The sequence below is a fragment of the Flavobacterium sp. KACC 22763 genome (assembly GCF_028736155.1).
In the GTDB taxonomy this organism is placed as follows: domain Bacteria; phylum Bacteroidota; class Bacteroidia; order Flavobacteriales; family Flavobacteriaceae; genus Flavobacterium.
The window spans coordinates 1,386,616-1,403,410 of the sequence record NZ_CP117879.1 but is presented as its reverse complement, the minus strand read 5'-3'; the positions used below and the strand labels follow the sequence as shown (position 1 = coordinate 1,403,410).

The window sequence follows — 16,795 nt, the reverse complement described above, 5'->3', positions numbered from 1 at the left end:
TTTTTTATGTTAAGTTTTAAAATTTTCCAGAGATAAAAAGTATAATAATCATGATTATAAAAAAGAAAACCAAAAAGATTAGGTGACTTAGTATAGACAAGAAAAATGCTTTTGTTTTAGATATTTTATTAAAGAACTGAATGTTCGTCCAAAAGATTAAAATTACCCCAATAATATACATCGTATAAGTATACTGTTGCATGTGCGATGTATGATTTAGAAAAATCATTGCGGGTATTGTCAGCAACTGCACAGAAATTCGTTGTGCAGCTTTAAAAGTATTAAGCACAAAAAGTTCGACAAAATTATATCCCTGATTTTTAAAAACAAGATAAGTACCAATAGTATAAATAGGAATAGACCCTACTGTTACCCATGAAAAATGTGTGGCAAACCATTCATTTAGAAAATTTGAATCTAAGTTTGGAGCCTGTACATGATTAAAGGTGTCAATATGGAAGTAATGATATAAAAGCCCATAAAGTGTAGCAAGAACGACAACTAAAGATAAAGGTTTAAAATGACGGGCTCTTTTTCCTTCAATAAATTCGCGGATTGAATGCCCAGGTCTTGTAAACAATTGTTTTAAAGAATACAATATTCCTTTGTCAAAATGCAATAAACCATGCTGGATATCGTGCCATAAAAAATGCACATTTATTTTATGTGTTTCTGCAGACTGACCGCAATTGTTGCAATAATGGCCTCTAAAGACCTGATGGCAGTTTTTACACATTATTTCCATTAAACTTGATATTTGATTTATGAATTACTTTTTTGTTTTTTTATGATGCCATCAGGATACATAATTGCCAAGAGAACTACAATTAGAAGAAAATTATATTCGACACCGTTTCTTCCTCCTCCTACAACAAACCAGCCTTCTTGAAAGTGCACTAAAACAATGCCCATTATAAGAACAAAAATGGTAACAAAGCCAGCAAGTTTAATGCATTTATTTGCTAATAAAAGTATTGCGGCGGCAACATGAGACAATTTGATACTCCAAGCAAGAAATACGCCGTAAGGAGCAAAACCAATTTGGTTGAGGAAAAGATTTCCAAAATCATTAATGCCATTATTAAACATTCCAAAAACGGAATGGGTCAGGAGAATAATAGCTATAGCAATTCTCAAAAGTAAGTTTGCATTCATAAAATTGGTTTTTGGTGAATTAAAAATAATAAAAAAACGCATATTACACTGAATATGCGTTTTAGCTTTTTATAAAAGATTAATTTTAAACTTTTCCTAAAGTATAAAGCTGTTCCATTGTTGGTGTAGGGCTTCCGCCAGCTGGTTCCAAAGTAATTCCAAAAGCTTCCGCAGAATCGGTTTGATTTACAGCAAAGATTTTTTGTTTATTACCTTCAAAATTATCCAGCAAACCAATGCTTGTCGGAGTGAGTACAGGACTTAATTTCAAAGACCATACTTGATACACCATTCCTTTTGGCGGTGCAGGCAAACCTGCCGCATCAATATAAGTAGTTTTAGTTTGTTGATTCCAATATACCTTTGCAAAAGAAGCAGGCGAAACTGCCTGACCACCAAGTGTTACTCCTGTATTTTTAATATCTCTTACAATACCTAAGTTTTTCTCGGTTTCTTTATTCTGCTGATCTAAAAAGGCATATTCTCTTTGTATTTTATTCTTCTCATTTCCAACAGTAGAAATAGCTTCTTTGGTTTTTGTTAATTCTAAAGTTTGATATCCTAAACCTAGCAATAATAATACTGCTGCTGCCCAGCCCACATATTGCGACCAGTTTGAAGCTGGTTTGATATCGACTACTTTTCCATGTTTAAGTTCCAGACGAGCTTTAATTTTTTCGAAATTTTCCACAGAATGGAAAGGGGAGAAACTCGAAGAAAGTGCAATTACAGCCTTTTCTATCGAAATAATTTCCTGATCCATTTCGGGATTCTTTTTTGCCATTTCGGCAATTTCTAAATTTTCTTTCTCACTTAATAGGCCATAAACGTACAGCTCTAAAATTCCTGATTCTATATATTCTTGTGCTTCCATTATATCTTCAAATAATTACGTAAATCGTTAATACAGTTTCTGTTTTGTGTTTTGATAGTTCCCAGTGGCATTGCCAATTCTTCTGAAGCTTCTTGCTGGGTGTATCCTTTAAAGAATAATAAATTGATTATTTCGATACATTTTGGTTTTAGTTTTTTTACAAATTCCTGAATTCCAATTGCATCTAGTTTATGGCTCAATTTATTACTCTCATCTAAGAGATTTACGAAATTATCTGATGAAAGGTTTTTTTGGCTGTTGCTATAGTCTTTAGAACGAAGTTTATCGATCGAGGTGTTTCGGGCGATGTTAAGGATCCAAGTATAAAATCGTCCTTTACTCTCGTTGTAGGAATCGATGTTTTTCCAGATTTTGACAAAAACATCCTGAAGCACATCTTCTGCTTCTTCTCGATTTTTAATTAGGACGTGAATGACAGAAAATAAACTTTTAGAGTACATATCGTACAAATGCGTAAAAGCTTTTTCGTCCTTTTTGTAAATTAAAACTAGCAGTTCTTCTTGACTCATAGATTTGGATTTTTAAGTTTAAACATTAAAAGCTAAAGTATTATATGCTAACCTGTTATAAAGTTAATTTATTTTTTCTTCATTTTTATATTTTTTTTAGTAATCTAAAACCTAAGAAAATAAGGGGGTTCGGAAAAAAGTGCAATTTTTTGCACTTTTTTTAAAACCAAAAACAATCCAATTACGTAGATGAAATTAATAAGGTGAGAAAGATCTTATTTGCAGTTATAGAAATTAAGAATAAAACTGTTGTTAGAACATTATTAAAGACTTATGGATAGCAAAATAATAGTTAGAATATTAATAGTTGGATTAACAACAGTTTTATCGTTAACCATTTTTACTGAAAAAGATTTTATGAAAGAAGCTTTGTCAGGTTGGACAGATGTGACTGATTCAGGAATTTGTGGTTAAATAAGATTTGATTATAAAAGGAACAAAACATAAATATTGTATAGTTGATGTGCTCGGACTTCCAGATTGAAGATTTTTTTAATATGTCTCGTCTATTAGGATTTAATTTTACATCAATACAAGCCATTTAAAGATTTTTCAAAAAGACGTTTAACATATGGGGGATAAACGAATTTTCGACATAACCGAGTCATCAACTATAATTTATAAAAGATTGCATAATAATTAATTCATGGTTTGATTTGTTTGTATGGGGGGAAGCCTAACGTCTGATTAACGTTAGGCTTCATTTTTTATTTAACTTTTGATTAGCAAAAATTAAAGACTGAAAATGGTTTTTGAAAATGGATTTTAGCTAATTTTATAAAAAATTATCAGATGAAAAAAATACTTTTAATGCTATTTGGAGCAGCTGTTTTGTCAGTAACAGGGGTAAATGCTCAAACTAATACAAACAAATTATCTAAAAAGGATAAAGCCATGGCTAAAGAAACAATTTATCAGTTTAAAGTAGAAGACTTGTCAGGAGATACCTTTGACTTTGCATCTTTAAAAGGCAAAAAAATCATGATTGTCAATACTGCATCAAAATGCGGTTTAACTCCACAATATAAAGATTTAGAAGCGGTTTACAAAGAATACAAAGATAAAGGGTTTGTGATTGTTGGTTTCCCTGCAAATAATTTTGCTTCACAAGAACCAGGAACTGCTAAAGAAATTGAAACTTTCTGCCAGCAGAATTACGGTGTAACTTTCCCGATGATGAACAAAGTTTCTGTTAAAGGAAGCGATATGTGCGATGTCTATAAGTTCTTAACTGAAAAATCAAGAAACGGTCTACAGGATTCTGAAGTAGAATGGAACTTTCAAAAATACTTAATCAATGAAAAAGGAGAATTGGTAAAAGTAATTAAACCAAAAACTCTAGTAACTGAACCTGAAGTTATCAATTGGATTAAGGGTTAAAAAAGTTTAAGCATACTCATATAAATCAAACCCGACAGGTTTTAAAAACCTGTCGGGTTTTGTTTTAAAATAACATCGTGAACTTTGCGCAATCTTTAGTGCCTTTGCGGTTAAACCAAAATAAGTTGCATAAAAACCAGATCCAACCAGTGGTCAAATTTGTAGCCAACTTCACGAATTGTACCCGTAGCAACAAATCCGAATTTTTCATGAAAAGCAATACTTCCAGCGTTATCAGCATCAATGGCGCCAATCATAACATGATAACCTTGCTCTTTTGCCAAACGAATTAATTCTGTCAAAAGTTTAGAACCAATTCCTTTTCCAATGATATTATCGACCACATAAACAGAATGCTCAACAGTATATTGAAAGCCTATTTTTTCTCTAAACTGTCCGTAACTTCCAAAACCAACCACTTCACCATCTAAATCGGCAACAATTACAGGAATGTTTTTGGACACTTTGTCTTCAAACCACTTTGTCTGAATTTCCAAAGTCTGGATTTCGTAACTATAATTGGCAGTGGTATGCAGAATAGAATTATTTACAATTTCTAGAATCTTTTGCAAATCGTTTGTTACTGCAGGTCTTATAATAATGCTCATTGGTTAGTTGTTAAAAGTTATTTGGTGTTTAATTCAGCTAATAAAGTGTCTACTTCTTTAGAATTCCAGTCCATTTCCTTGGCTATTGCTTTGGCATTTTTGGCATATTCTAAAGCTTTCTTTTTATCTTTTATTTTGTTGTAAAGCTTCGCTTCAAGCAGATTTCCATCGTAAGAATCATTTAATTCTAAAGAACGATCAACCCAGAAAATGGCCTTTTTCAGGCTCTCTTTATCATTAATGTGCTTAAAGTAAGTATTCCCGATATCTTTTAAAAAACTCGCGTCGTTCCAAACTAATTTCTGAGTGTCTTCAAGTGTAACTTTTTTGTAGAAATTCCATTTTTCAGTTCTTTCGGCTAAAGTTAGATCATATTTAAAAACCAAAGAATCTGTTTTTTGCAATCGGATTGATTTTGCAACTTCTCTTTGTTTATAATAGTTTACAGTGTCTAAATTATCAACCAAAGGACGAAGCAATTCGTTTACAATACTTTCTATTTTACGGTCAACACGATTTTGAGAAGCTACCGCAGCAAATTCTTTCTGATGATTTAAAACGTATTGGAACTCTCTAGATTTTATATCGGTTACTCCATTAGCAATAACACGCCAGTTTAATTCGCTAACTAACTGTTTATCAGACTGGGTATTTAAATAAATATGAGTTGGAACGGATAATTCAGTTCTGTCTTTTCCTTTTTTTAAAGTATTTAAATAGGTAAAGAATTTATCTGAATTGCTTGGTTCAGCAAGAAATTCTTTTTCTAAATAAGGCAATTGCATTTTCGGATTTAAAGCATTATTTAATTCATTCTGAAATTCTGGCTTTTTCATTTCACCTTTCAATGCATAAATCAACGTTTCATTGCTGTCAAGAAATAAGAAAGTAGGAAGCGATTTGGTATTGAATTTATTCTTTAAAGCAATTCCTTCTTCTTTTTCTATATTTTTATAAGTACAGACAAAATTTTTATTCAAAAAATCCATAATAGCAGGATCACTCAAGACTTCCGTTTTCATTAAATTGCAATGCGGACACCAATCTGCATAAAGCATAATAAAAAGCGGTTTTCTTTCTTTTTTTGCATTTTCTAAAGCCGTTTTATATGGAACATCAACAGGCACAAACTGATTTTGAGCATTGATAGTTTGAAAAGTAACAGATAAAAAAAGTATAAGTAAGAAACGCATATTGTGTCAGGCTTTTATTAATTATTCGATTTTACAAATATATTTCCTTTTTCTAGAAAGAGCCTTAATATATTCCTAATTATAATATAAATCAAATGCGAAGTTTGTAACTTTGTAAGCAAGATGAAGAAAAATCAAGAAAAAGACTTTCTTCGAAAAAAGTAATACACGACCGGAATGATTTACCCCAAAATAGCGCTTGCACAAAGCATTATCGAAATTTTATCTGCCAAAGGCATTGTCAATATTATAATTTCTCCAGGATCCAGAAATGCACCGTTAACTATCGGATTTGCTCAAAATCCAAACTTCACCTGTTATAGCATTGCGGATGAGCGTTGTGCCGCCTTTTTTGCTTTGGGAATTGCTCAGCAAACCAAACAGCCAACAGCCATAGTCTGTACTTCAGGATCTGCCTTATTAAATTATTATCCTGCTCTGGCAGAAGCATTCTACAGTCAGATTCCATTGATTGTAATATCGGCTGACCGTCCACAAAGTAAAATTGATATTGGTGACGGACAAACTATTCGCCAGGAAAATGTTTTTGCTAACCATTCTGTTTTCAATGCTAATTTAACCGAAGAAGCATCTGAAGAGAATGACTTAAAAATCAATCTGGCCATTGAAACGGCTATTCTTAAAAAAGGCCCAGTGCATATCAACGCACCTTTTGAAGAGCCGCTTTATGAAACAACAGAAGAGCTTTCTGTACAGCCAAAAATTACAAATCAGGATCCAGAAGTTTTTCCTTTAACAATAGAAAATAGCGAAGAAGTAGTTTCTGTTTGGAATACTGCCAAACGAAAATTAATCTTAGTTGGAGTTAACGAAGCAAATGTAATTGACAAAGAGATTATAGAAAATTTAGCTTCAGATCCGTCAGTTGTAGTGCTTACAGAAACAACTTCAAATCTTCATCACGATAGTTTTATCAATTCAATAGATACTTTAATTACGCCTTTTGATGATTTTGATTTTAAGAAGTTTAACCCAGTAGTTTTAATAACTTTTGGAGGAATGGTTGTTTCAAAAAGAATTAAAGGTTTTTTACGAAAATACAAACCAGAACAGCATTGGCATATTGATACTTTACGTGCTTATGATACATTTGGAGCATTGACAAAACATTTTGAAATGAAGCCGAATGATTTCTTTAAAGACTTGCTTTCAAAAACATCTTTTGTAGAAAGTAAGTATTTTAATAATGTAGGTACTGTTTACCAAACGAGATTAGAAAGAAGAAAGGAATATTTAAGCAAAATAGGATTTTCAGACTTCAAAGTTTTCGAAAAAGTAATTGGATCATTGCCTAAAAATAGCATGTTGCAAATTAGTAATAGTTCTGCTATTCGTTATGCACAACTTATTGATATAGATGATACAATTGAAGTCTTTTGCAATCGCGGCACAAGCGGTATAGACGGAAGCACTTCTACGGCAATTGGTGCAGCAGTTGGAAACGAAAAGCAGACCGTTTTTGTCACTGGCGATATAAGTTTTCTATACGACAGCAATGCTTTATGGAACTCTTATATTCCTAAAAACTTCAAAATTATTTTGATTAATAATGGAGGAGGAGGTATTTTTAGAATTCTTCCTGGTCATCAAGAAAAACCAGTTTTCAATACTTATTTTGAGACATCTCATAAATTGACGGCTGAACATTTGGCTAAAATGTATGGATTTGACTATTTAGCAGCCCATGATATTCAATCATTAGACAGTGGAATCCAATCTTTATATAATTCTGATGAGACTCCTTGTATTTTAGAAATTTTCACACCAACAGTTGAAAATGATCAGATTTTGAAGCAGTATTTTAAATATCTCTATTGAATTTGAAAGAAAATATTTGTTAAAATTATTGTTTAGCGTTTTTCATAATTATACATTTGGCTTATTATTCACCAAATTAAATAATTATGAGCAAGAGAGAAGAATTAATTAAAAAGTACACAACTGATTTAAAAGAGAAATGTGGTATTATAGCTGACGCAGATTTATTGACAAAAGTTACAATTGCTTGCGGTCCGTCAATTTACAATGACGACGCTTCTACGGTAGCTTCTTCACAGCAGTCAGAATTAGATACAGTAAAAAATAACTTTTTAATTAAGAAATTAGGTTTAAAAAGCGGTCCAGATTTAGACAAAGGATTAGATGCTGTTTTGGAAAAATACGGAAAATCTAATAAACACAAATACAGAGCAGTAGTGTATTATTTACTGACTGTACACTTTAAAAAAGAGAACATCTTTAAATAATCTCCAATTTATAAAAGAGTCAAAATTCCTTTATAACATCTGTTTATAAAGGGATTTTCTGTTTTTTGCGTGCAACTTAAGTTTTGTTAAAATTAATTTCTTTGTACCGCGTCAAACTTCGTACCTTTGCGCCTCAGAAACTTAGCAGTTCGACTGCTTAGAAACTTATAAAAATGCTAGAAATAGGAAAATACAATACGCTAACTATATTACGTGATACCAAAGTTGGTTTGTTTTTAGGAGATCCAGAAAATGATCCAGAAGGTGTTCACGACGTTTTGCTTCCAAATAAATATGTGCCAAAAGTTTTTGAAATTGGCGAAGAATTAATCGTTTTTGTTTACTTAGACCACGAACAGCGGCCAGTTGCTACGACCTTGGTTCCGTACATTTTGCTAAATGAATTTGCTCTTTTGAGAGTGAACTACATCAATAATGTAGGTGCTTTCATGGATTGGGGAATGGAGAAAGATATTTTGGTTCCGTTCAAAGAACAAGCGCGCCCAATGGAAAAAGGAAAACGCTATTTGGTTTACTTGTACATGGACAAACAAACCAATCGTTTAGTTGCTTCGAGTAAAACTAATCAGTTTTTGAGCAATGATAATTTGACAGTTGAAAAAGGTGAAGAAGTTGACTTAATTGTTTCTCATATTACAGATATGGGAATCAATGTTATTATAAATGAGCAACATAAAGGCCTTTTATATAAAGATGAAGTGTACGATGACGCAATAAGAACCGGAGACAGAATGCGCGGTTATATCAAAAATATTCGTCCCGATAATAAAATTGATGTTGCGCTTCAGGCACAAGGTTTTGAGAGTATAGAGCCAAATGCTGAAAAAATATTAAGTGAGCTAAGAGCTAGTAGAGGCTTTCTTAGATTGAATGATAATTCTCATCCTGAAGACATTAAAACAGTTTTGAAAATGAGTAAGAAATCATTTAAGAAAGCGATTGGTGCTTTGTACAAAGAAAAACTGATCGAAATAAAAGAAGACGGAATTTATCTGGTAAAAGAATAAAAACCTAAAAATCCCAATATTTTAAATTCTAAATTCCAAGACTGATTTAACGCAATCCATTGGAATTTGGAATTTTTATTTTTTGGAATTTATTTTTGCGAAACCAAAATAATGGTAATACAAAAGGCTGCTCATTACAAGCAGCCTTTCGCTTTTTATTCAGTTTTAAAAAAAATTGTAATTAAAAAAAAACAGAAATAAAATAATTCGAGTCCATCTCAGAACAATAGCTTTACGAATTTTAGAAATTATTCCATTGATGGGTATGTCTTTTAAATGATTTGATGTACCTATCTCAAAAGCAAAAAAAGAATTTCACGGCTCATCCATTGGTTTTATAAAATAACTTTTAGAAAGTGTGAATTAGTACTTTTTCCTCTTTTCGTTATCATTTCTATACTAATTATAGATACAATTCTAACATTTAACCTTAGGTGTTACTTTTTTCTTTTTGAAGTTTCGACAAACACATAAATCATTTGCTCTTTTAATTGAGGTTTGTTCGTGAAAACCCTAAAAAAATGAGCGACAAATTTTTTAAATTTTCTCAAAAAAATCATTTTTTAGGTTAATAAATCAGTGAAAGAAAATCAATCTGAAATCTTTAAAATATTTTGTATCTTATTGATTTCTAGGTTGTAAAATTAATTATTAATTTTCTAAACTAATGTTAAAAAATGTTATTTTTTGTAAGTAAATACCAATTGTTAACATTGCGTGTCAATTTAGTAAAGACTTAAGACGGATTGAGTAGGTAAAATAGTAAAAATGCTTTATTTTTACCGTATAATTATTAAAACAAAAAATCAAAATGGATTGGATTACAGCCAGAGAATTTGAAGATATAACTTATAAAAAATGTAACGGAGTAGCGAGAATTGCGTTTAACAGACCAAATGTTAGAAACGCATTCCGTCCTAAAACTACTTCAGAATTATACCAAGCTTTTTACGACGCACAGGAAGATACTTCAATTGGAGTTGTTTTACTTTCTGCAGAAGGACCTTCAACAAAAGATGGAGTTTACTCTTTTTGCAGTGGTGGAGATCAAAATGCTCGAGGACATCAAGGATATGTTGGAGATGATGGACAGCACCGTTTGAATATTTTAGAAGTGCAGCGTTTAATTCGTTTTATGCCAAAAGTTGTTATTGCTGTTGTTCCAGGCTGGGCTGTAGGTGGCGGACATAGTTTACACGTGGTTTGTGACATGACACTTGCAAGTAAAGAGCATGCTATTTTTAAGCAAACTGATGCAGACGTAACAAGTTTCGACGGCGGTTACGGATCAGCATATTTGGCAAAAATGGTGGGACAGAAAAAAGCTCGTGAAATCTTTTTCTTAGGTAGAAATTATTCTGCTCAGGAAGCTTTTGAAATGGGAATGGTAAATGCTGTAATTCCGCACGACGAACTTGAAGCTACAGCTTACGAATGGGCTCAAGAGATCCTTCAAAAATCACCAACTTCTATAAAAATGCTAAAGTTTGCAATGAACTTAACAGACGACGGAATGGTTGGACAACAAGTTTTTGCTGGGGAGGCAACTCGTTTAGCTTACATGACTGAAGAAGCTAAAGAAGGAAGAAATGCTTTCTTAGAAAAAAGAAAACCAAACTTTGGTGAAAATAAATGGTTACCTTAATAATTTTAGATTTCTGATTTTAGATTTTAGATTTTCAATCTATAATTTTCAATCAGAATATGTAATCTAAAATCTATATTCTAAAATCTAAAATTAAAACATGAAACATTGGATTGAAGCCGCTAGATTGCGCACATTACCTTTATCAGTTTCTGGAATTATAGTTGGAAGTATTTATGCTTTGTCAAATCCAACAGAAACTATTAACACTCCAACAGAAGTTTTTAGCTGGAAAGTCTTTGGTTTTGCTTTATTGACAACGTTAGGATTACAGGTTTTATCCAATTTTGCGAATGATTATGGTGACGGTGTAAAAGGTACCGATAACGCAGATCGTGTTGGTCCTCAGCGTGCTATTCAGAGTGGGGTTATTACACCTCAGGCAATGAAAAAAGCTATTATTATTACTTCATTTTTGACTTTATTGTCGGCAATCATATTAATTTATTTTGCTTTCGGAAAAGACAATTTCGGGTATTCTATCTTTTTCCTGTTGTTAGGGATTGCGGCTATTGTGGCTGCAATTAAATACACTGTCGGTAATTCTGCTTATGGATATAGAGGATTAGGAGATTTATTCGTTTTCATTTTCTTCGGATTAGTGAGCACGTTAGGAGTAAACTTTTTATATGCAAAAGAAGTAGATCCGCTTTTAATTCTTCCAGCTGTTGCCATCGGATTATTGAGCGTTGGAGTTTTAAACCTAAACAATATGCGCGATCAGGAATCAGATAAAAAAGCAGGTAAAAACACAATTGTAGTACAAATGGGAGCTGAGAAAGCTAAATTTTACCATTATGCTTTGATTGGTGGCGCAATGCTTTTAGTTATTATTTTTGCCATTCTAAGCGATTATAATTTTGATCAATATTTGTTTGTATTGGCCTATATTCCGTTGACAAAACATTTAATCACGGTTTACAAAAACCAAGATCCAAAATTATTAGACCCAGAATTGAAAAAACTAGCATTAAGCACATTTTTGCTTTCTATATTGCTTACAGTTTGTATGATCTCATTGATTTCAGACATTATTGTAAATCTCTTTTTAGGAGGAAGATAAATAACATGTTTAATTTAAAAAGGTAACAAAATGAAAATTACATACTACGGACACGCTTCATTAGGAATTGAAGTAGGAGGAAAACACATTATTGTGGATCCATTTATTACCGGAAACCCACAAGCAGCTACAATTAACCTGAGCACAATCAGAGCCGATTATATTCTGCTAACGCATGCACACGCTGACCATGTTTTAGATGTTGAAGCGATTGCTAAAAACACCAATGCAGTTATCGTTTCTAATGCAGAAATTGCAAGTTACTATGCAAAAAAAGGATTCAATTCGCACCCAATGAATCACGGCGGAAGCTGGAAATTTGATTTCGGTAAAGTAAAATATGTAAATGCAATTCACTCAAGCAGTTTTCCTGACGGTTCTTACGGCGGAAATCCTGGAGGTTTTGTAATCGAAGGCGAGCATAAAAATATCTACATCGCTGGAGATACGGCATTGACTTATGATATGAAATTGATTCCGCTTCGCACAAAACTAGATCTGGTGATTCTTCCAATCGGAAACAACTTCACAATGGATGTCGAAGACGCTATTATCGCTTCAGATTTTGTGGAATGCGACAAAGTTCTGGGATATCACTACGATACTTTTGGTTATATCGAAATCGATCATGAAGAAGCAATTCGTAAATTTTTCGATAAAGGAAAAGATTTAATGCTTTTACCAATCGGAGATTCTATCGAATTATAATTGTCATCCTGAGCGGAGTTGAAGGAAGGAGCCAATCCCGCTTTCGGCTATATCTTTTTAAGGCAAAGAAAAATTGCCTTAAAAAGGATACCGCCTCTATCGGGGCTAGGGCACTCAATTCCATAAGAAAGTTATTTGGCATAATCTATGTTAATTGAATTAAAGTTTTTTAAAGTAAAAATCATTTTAATCTGTGAAATCTGTGGCACTTAAAGCATCATCACAAAATACAACTTTCAAACAAATCCTTTTATTACTATTTATCGCAACTTCCTATAACGCTTTTGCACAAAAAGACGGTTATTGGGACAAAGAACGTGCAACAACCAAAGAAATTATGGTTCCCGCACGCGATAGAATTTCTATACCAACAGAAGACTTACCAGTTGGAACTACAGAAATTGTATATAGAATCACACTTTTAGATAAAAATCAGGAAATGGCCAATAGTTTGGTTTCCTTATTAAAAGCAATTCCAGATCCAACAGGTGTTAGCCAAGGTTCTGCTGGTGCTGTTTTCTTAATGTCAAAAATTTCAGGCGATGACGAGTGTACCTATTCTATTTTTACTTCTAATGAAAATTCGAAAAAATATGTTGCAGATGGTAAAATAGATAAAGCCTGCTATTCTCAAGCAGAACCTGTTAGCAAAGATGCCAAACGTTTATCTGTAAATAAATCATCTTGCTTAAAGGAAAATATTAGTACAATCTGGTTTGGCTTTGAAAGCAAAAATTGGATCTTAAGCCAAAAAGTAGTTCTAGAAGTAGTGCCGTGGGTAGATACAAAATTAAACCGCGGTTGGAATCAGGACAATAAAAACGAAATCATAAGTTTGTGCAAAACGTCTACAATGGCACAGAAAATGGCCAATTCGGACGATTTTTGTGTTTGTATTTTAAATAAAATTATGAAACAATATCGTTATGATGAGTTTCAAAAATTGTTGGCTGTAGAAAAAATTAAAGTCTATAAAGATTTTGGAAACAGCTGTTACAAAGATGCTGATATTTCTAAGAATGTATTCAACGATTTAAGAACACAAGTGGCATCTTTAATCAAAGCCCAAAAGTATAACGAAGCAATTCCGAAATTAAATACAATTGTAAATGAAGGTAAAGCAACTGCTTTAGATTACGGTTCGTTAGGATACTGCTATATTTTGACCAAACAATATGCAAAAGCATTAAAAGTGCTTCAAGAAGGTGAAAAGCTGGATGATACAGAATTATTAGTAAAATTAAACTTAGCGCATACTTACTTAGTAAGCGACGATTACAGTGCCGCAAAAGCGATTTACAAAAAATATCAGACTCAAAACGTAACAGACAGTTTAAGCTGGATTGCAAAAACAAAACTTGATTTTCAGGCTTTTGAAAAAGCAGGCTTGCCTTCAAAAGACTTCGAGAAAATCTTAAAATTATATAACTAAGTTACTGAGATACTAAGATGCTGAGATACTAAGTTGCTTAGATGTAAGATGCTTTTTAAAGCATCTTTTTTAACTCGGCACCCCAGCAAACTTATCAACTTAGCATCTCAGTAACTTAGCATCTTAGAATCTTAAAAAAAAATGAACGCATCTTATCAAAAATATTTATTAGAATTTAAACGTCCTTCTGGAACTTCTCGTGGAATTATGACCGAGAAAGAAACTTGGTTTATAATCTTAGAAGAAAACGGCAAAAAAGGAATAGGAGAGTGTGGCATACTGCGTGGTTTGAGCGCAGATGATCGTGAAGATTACGAAGAAAAATTAAAATGGGCTTGCGACAATATTCACTTAGGTGAAACAGTACTTTGGAATGCTTTATTAGAATTTCCTTCTATACAATTCGGAATAGAAATGGCTTTTTTATCTCTTAAAAGTGAAAATCCATATCTTTTATTTCCATCCGATTTTACCAATAATACAAGCTCAATTGTTATAAACGGATTAGTTTGGATGGGCGAATCTGCTTTTATGAAACAGCAGATTGAAGAAAAATTAGCTGATGGTTTTAGCTGTATAAAACTCAAAATCGGGGCTATTGATTTTGATAAAGAGTTAGAATTATTGCAATTCATCAGAAGCCATTTTTCTCCAGAAGAAATAGAAATTAGAGTAGATGCTAATGGAGCTTTTTCTTCAATAGAAGCTTTAGGTAAATTGAATCAATTAAAACAATTTCAGCTTCATAGCATTGAACAACCCATTAAAAAAGGACAAATTGCTGAAATGGCTGAATTGTGCAAACAAACACCATTTCCAATAGCTTTAGATGAAGAGCTTATTGGCGTGTTTTCATTAGAAGAAAAAGAAAAATTACTTCAAGAAATTAAACCTCAATACATCATTTTAAAGCCAAGTTTTGTTGGTGGTTTTCGTGGCACTCAAGAATGGATTACGCTAGCAGAAAAGTATAATATTGGCTGGTGGATTACTTCGGCATTGGAGAGCAATATCGGGCTGAATGCCATTGCACAATGGACATTTACGTTGCATTCAGATATGCCACAAGGTTTAGGAACAGGAGCATTATATACTAATAATATAGATTGCCCACTTGAAGTAAAAAATGGAAAACTTTGGTACAATGCTTCAAAGAATTGGGAAAAGTTCAAAGAAACAGAGTGACAAAGCAACAAAGGAAAAATCTCTGAGCCTTTGCAACTTTGTTTCTTTGAACCTTATTTTTCTACTCTTTTCCGCCCAAAAGACTGTCTTGCCAATCTTTTAACTCTTTCCATTTTCCTTGATAAGCCATTAACGCTTGTCTAGCCCAAGTACTTGGATTGTGCATAGCATAGTTTTCTCCTCCTGCATCTAGAATTGATTGTAGTTTTTCTGTAGAAGCTTGCGAAAGATCATACCACGTATTGATTCCTGCGGCGTTAAATAAAGCTTCTATTTTTGGGCCTATTCCTTCTACAATTTTCAGATCATTTTCTTTTATTTTTTTTCCTAGCACATTGGCTGCCAAAGCAGCATCAAAAGGAATTGTTACTGGAGCAGTAGCCGCAAAAGATTGGACTGAAGATTTTGCTTTTGCTGCCAGATCAGCTTCTAGAGTCGAGATTCTTGCATTCAGATTTTTTGTATTTGCCTTGCAGGCATCTAAATCCGCTTGAAGTGAAGCAGAAAGTGAATCATCATTTTTTGAATTCATTTTTCCTAGTAAATAACCTAAGATTCCACAGATTAAACCTACTAGAATAGGTATTAAGATACAAGGTATATTCATGATCGTATATTTTTAATTATTTAATGGTAATTACAGTTCTTCTATTTGCAGCCTTTCCATCCGCCGTATTGTTATCGCCTATAGGCTCGTCAGGACCTTTAGATTGCGTTTCAATTCTTGTATTATCAATTCCGTTCTTAGAAAGATAATCCTTTGAAAAATCAGCTCTTTTTTGTGCTAAAACAATGTTTGAGTCACGGTTTCCAACATTGTCAGAATGTCCAATTACCACAATCACAGCATCTTTTACATTCTCTGCATATTTAGCAATATCAGTAACTTTTTGTTTTTCGGTAACACTTAATTTCTCGCTAGATTTATTGGTATTGAAATGGAGAATTAACGGATCTGCATTTATTTTAGATTTCAAAACACTCCATTCATCATTTGCTGTTGAGTTTGCTGTAGAAGTAGAGTCAATAGCCTCAAATTTATAGTCAGCAGGCCCAAGAAGCGTATCTGCATTCATATTCCATTTGTCTAAAATTACCCCTTTTGTATTAAGCTGATTTTCTAGTATTCCCTTTGAAGCAAAAAAGTTTTTAACATCATTTGCCCTCGCTAGACCCAAATTTTCAAAAGTTGTATTGTTTGTTTCGTCAGATAATGCATAACCGGTTATTGTGATTTTCTGTTTTGGATTTGCTTCTAAGAACATCTTTAAGTTTTCGATACCAGTAGTTACAGAGTCTTCAATAGGCATAATTAATTTTGCGCTGTTTTTAAGAAATTTGAGATTATCGTTTGTACGATAATTAATTCCAGGACCATTTAAGACAAACGGAACAAAACCAGTCTCTAGCACAGAAGAAGAGGCTGTCTTGAGAGTACTATCCGTTGTAGTTTTTTCACAGCAGTTGCAACAAAGTTTTGAGTAAAAAAAAGCACCCAAAATTATGGTTATTGCAATGCCTAACAAGTAAAGTGCTTTTTTAGACATAGGTGACGGATTAAGATTCTATCAAATTTAATCAAAATAATCATATTAACGTGTTAATTATCAGTTGTTTTGATGTTTCTAATTTGTGATGAAATAAAAGAAATTAACTTAATTTTCATTTCTTATAAACTACAAGGCTTAGTTAAAATGAGTAACTTGCATAAAAAATAATCTAGAATT

General features: G+C 32.7%; 18 protein-coding genes. 10 read left to right on the top strand and 8 right to left on the bottom strand.

Annotation, left to right across the window (positions count from 1 at the left end; all coding sequences use genetic code 11):
- Window positions 1-16: 16 nt before the first annotated feature.
- The 4 genes from PQ463_RS06165 to PQ463_RS06150 form a co-directional block, all read right to left on the bottom strand.
- Window positions 17-745, bottom strand: coding sequence for a DUF3667 domain-containing protein (locus PQ463_RS06165; RefSeq protein ID WP_274256812.1), 729 nt, complete (start codon window positions 743-745; stop codon window positions 17-19).
- A 17-nt stretch (window positions 746-762) separates the two neighbouring features.
- Window positions 763-1,155: a DoxX family protein gene (locus tag PQ463_RS06160; protein ID WP_274256811.1), complete on the bottom strand. Its 393-nt coding sequence runs from the start codon at window positions 1,153-1,155 to the stop codon at window positions 763-765.
- An 85-nt stretch (window positions 1,156-1,240) separates the two neighbouring features.
- Window positions 1,241-2,029 (bottom strand): anti-sigma factor, encoded by a 789-nt coding sequence (locus tag PQ463_RS06155; protein WP_274256810.1) that lies wholly within the window; start codon window positions 2,027-2,029, stop codon window positions 1,241-1,243.
- The gene (locus PQ463_RS06150) at window positions 2,029-2,559 is read right to left on the bottom strand and encodes an RNA polymerase sigma factor (RefSeq protein ID WP_274256809.1); all 531 of its coding nucleotides are present in this window, start codon (window positions 2,557-2,559) and stop codon (window positions 2,029-2,031) included. The genes PQ463_RS06155 and PQ463_RS06150 overlap by 1 nt, the downstream gene beginning before the upstream one ends.
- A 273-nt stretch (window positions 2,560-2,832) precedes the next feature.
- Between PQ463_RS06150 and PQ463_RS06145 the strand changes: the two genes are divergently transcribed.
- Window positions 2,833-2,973 carry a hypothetical protein gene (locus PQ463_RS06145; protein WP_274256808.1) on the top strand — a complete coding sequence of 47 codons (141 nt, stop codon included), beginning with the start codon at window positions 2,833-2,835 and terminating at the stop codon, window positions 2,971-2,973.
- 378 nt (window positions 2,974-3,351) lie between these two features.
- The gene (locus PQ463_RS06140; RefSeq protein WP_274256807.1) at window positions 3,352-3,939 is read left to right on the top strand and encodes a glutathione peroxidase; all 588 of its coding nucleotides are present in this window, start codon (window positions 3,352-3,354) and stop codon (window positions 3,937-3,939) included.
- 110 nt (window positions 3,940-4,049) lie between these two features.
- Here the strand turns inward: PQ463_RS06140 and PQ463_RS06135 are convergent, their stop codons facing one another.
- Window positions 4,050-4,547: a GNAT family N-acetyltransferase gene (locus PQ463_RS06135; RefSeq protein WP_274256806.1), complete on the bottom strand. Its 498-nt coding sequence runs from the start codon at window positions 4,545-4,547 to the stop codon at window positions 4,050-4,052.
- Window positions 4,548-4,564: 17 nt separating this feature from the next.
- On the bottom strand, window positions 4,565-5,740 hold the full coding sequence (locus PQ463_RS06130) for a thioredoxin family protein (RefSeq protein ID WP_274256805.1): 1,176 nt from the start codon (window positions 5,738-5,740) through the stop codon (window positions 4,565-4,567).
- 177 nt (window positions 5,741-5,917) lie between these two features.
- Between PQ463_RS06130 and menD the strand changes: the two genes are divergently transcribed.
- The 8 genes from menD to PQ463_RS06090 all read left to right on the top strand — a co-directional run bounded on the left by menD (window position 5,918) and on the right by PQ463_RS06090 (window position 15,068).
- A complete protein-coding gene (gene menD / locus PQ463_RS06125; RefSeq protein ID WP_274256804.1) occupies window positions 5,918-7,579 on the top strand; it encodes a 2-succinyl-5-enolpyruvyl-6-hydroxy-3-cyclohexene-1-carboxylic-acid synthase in 1,662 nt (553 codons plus the stop codon).
- A gap of 86 nt (window positions 7,580-7,665) precedes the next feature.
- Window positions 7,666-8,007: a DUF2853 family protein gene (locus PQ463_RS06120; RefSeq protein ID WP_274256803.1), complete on the top strand. Its 342-nt coding sequence runs from the start codon at window positions 7,666-7,668 to the stop codon at window positions 8,005-8,007.
- A gap of 173 nt (window positions 8,008-8,180) precedes the next feature.
- Entirely contained in the window at window positions 8,181-9,035 is an 855-nt protein-coding gene (locus PQ463_RS06115; protein WP_274256802.1) for a CvfB family protein, read from the top strand.
- Window positions 9,036-9,846: 811 nt separating this feature from the next.
- Window positions 9,847-10,680 carry a 1,4-dihydroxy-2-naphthoyl-CoA synthase gene (locus PQ463_RS06110; RefSeq protein WP_012024845.1) on the top strand — a complete coding sequence of 278 codons (834 nt, stop codon included), beginning with the start codon at window positions 9,847-9,849 and terminating at the stop codon, window positions 10,678-10,680.
- A gap of 100 nt (window positions 10,681-10,780) precedes the next feature.
- Window positions 10,781-11,743, top strand: a complete 963-nt coding sequence (menA, locus tag PQ463_RS06105; RefSeq protein ID WP_111376372.1) for a 1,4-dihydroxy-2-naphthoate octaprenyltransferase — start codon at window positions 10,781-10,783, stop codon at window positions 11,741-11,743.
- A gap of 30 nt (window positions 11,744-11,773) precedes the next feature.
- Window positions 11,774-12,451 (top strand): metal-dependent hydrolase, encoded by a 678-nt coding sequence (locus tag PQ463_RS06100; RefSeq protein WP_111376373.1) that lies wholly within the window; start codon window positions 11,774-11,776, stop codon window positions 12,449-12,451.
- 193 nt (window positions 12,452-12,644) lie between these two features.
- Complete coding sequence (locus PQ463_RS06095) at window positions 12,645-13,883, top strand: tetratricopeptide repeat protein (RefSeq protein WP_274256801.1); 1,239 nt, start codon at window positions 12,645-12,647, stop codon at window positions 13,881-13,883.
- A gap of 141 nt (window positions 13,884-14,024) precedes the next feature.
- Complete coding sequence (locus PQ463_RS06090; RefSeq protein WP_274256800.1) at window positions 14,025-15,068, top strand: o-succinylbenzoate synthase; 1,044 nt, start codon at window positions 14,025-14,027, stop codon at window positions 15,066-15,068.
- 61 nt (window positions 15,069-15,129) lie between these two features.
- On the opposite strand, the gene PQ463_RS06085 is transcribed toward PQ463_RS06090, so the two are convergent.
- Complete coding sequence (locus PQ463_RS06085; protein WP_274256799.1) at window positions 15,130-15,675, bottom strand: helix-hairpin-helix domain-containing protein; 546 nt, start codon at window positions 15,673-15,675, stop codon at window positions 15,130-15,132.
- Between the two features lie 16 nt (window positions 15,676-15,691).
- Entirely contained in the window at window positions 15,692-16,615 is a 924-nt protein-coding gene (locus PQ463_RS06080) for an OmpA family protein (RefSeq protein WP_274256798.1), read from the bottom strand.
- Window positions 16,616-16,795 lie beyond the last annotated feature (180 nt).

Bases quoted from the DNA above. Each gene is read 5' to 3' on its own strand.
- PQ463_RS06165 (WP_274256812.1), bottom strand. From the start codon at position 745: ATGGAAATAATGTGTAAAAACTGCCATCAGGTCTTTAGAGGCCATTAT.
- PQ463_RS06155 (WP_274256810.1), bottom strand. From the start codon at position 2,029: ATGGAAGCACAAGAATATATAGAATCAGGAATTTTAGAGCTGTACGTT.
- PQ463_RS06080 (WP_274256798.1), bottom strand. From the start codon at position 16,615: ATGTCTAAAAAAGCACTTTACTTGTTAGGCATTGCAATAACCATAATT.
- PQ463_RS06130 (WP_274256805.1), bottom strand. From the start codon at position 5,740: ATGCGTTTCTTACTTATACTTTTTTTATCTGTTACTTTTCAAACTATC.
- PQ463_RS06150 (WP_274256809.1), bottom strand. From the start codon at position 2,559: ATGAGTCAAGAAGAACTGCTAGTTTTAATTTACAAAAAGGACGAAAAA.
- PQ463_RS06135 (WP_274256806.1), bottom strand. From the start codon at position 4,547: ATGAGCATTATTATAAGACCTGCAGTAACAAACGATTTGCAAAAGATT.
- menA (WP_111376372.1), top strand. From the start codon at position 10,781: ATGAAACATTGGATTGAAGCCGCTAGATTGCGCACATTACCTTTATCA.
- menD (WP_274256804.1), top strand. From the start codon at position 5,918: ATGATTTACCCCAAAATAGCGCTTGCACAAAGCATTATCGAAATTTTA.
- PQ463_RS06160 (WP_274256811.1), bottom strand. From the start codon at position 1,155: ATGAATGCAAACTTACTTTTGAGAATTGCTATAGCTATTATTCTCCTG.
- PQ463_RS06100 (WP_111376373.1), top strand. From the start codon at position 11,774: ATGAAAATTACATACTACGGACACGCTTCATTAGGAATTGAAGTAGGA.
- PQ463_RS06090 (WP_274256800.1), top strand. From the start codon at position 14,025: ATGAACGCATCTTATCAAAAATATTTATTAGAATTTAAACGTCCTTCT.
- PQ463_RS06145 (WP_274256808.1), top strand. From the start codon at position 2,833: ATGGATAGCAAAATAATAGTTAGAATATTAATAGTTGGATTAACAACA.
- PQ463_RS06110 (WP_012024845.1), top strand. From the start codon at position 9,847: ATGGATTGGATTACAGCCAGAGAATTTGAAGATATAACTTATAAAAAA.
- PQ463_RS06085 (WP_274256799.1), bottom strand. From the start codon at position 15,675: ATGAATATACCTTGTATCTTAATACCTATTCTAGTAGGTTTAATCTGT.
- PQ463_RS06140 (WP_274256807.1), top strand. From the start codon at position 3,352: ATGAAAAAAATACTTTTAATGCTATTTGGAGCAGCTGTTTTGTCAGTA.
- PQ463_RS06120 (WP_274256803.1), top strand. From the start codon at position 7,666: ATGAGCAAGAGAGAAGAATTAATTAAAAAGTACACAACTGATTTAAAA.
- PQ463_RS06115 (WP_274256802.1), top strand. From the start codon at position 8,181: ATGCTAGAAATAGGAAAATACAATACGCTAACTATATTACGTGATACC.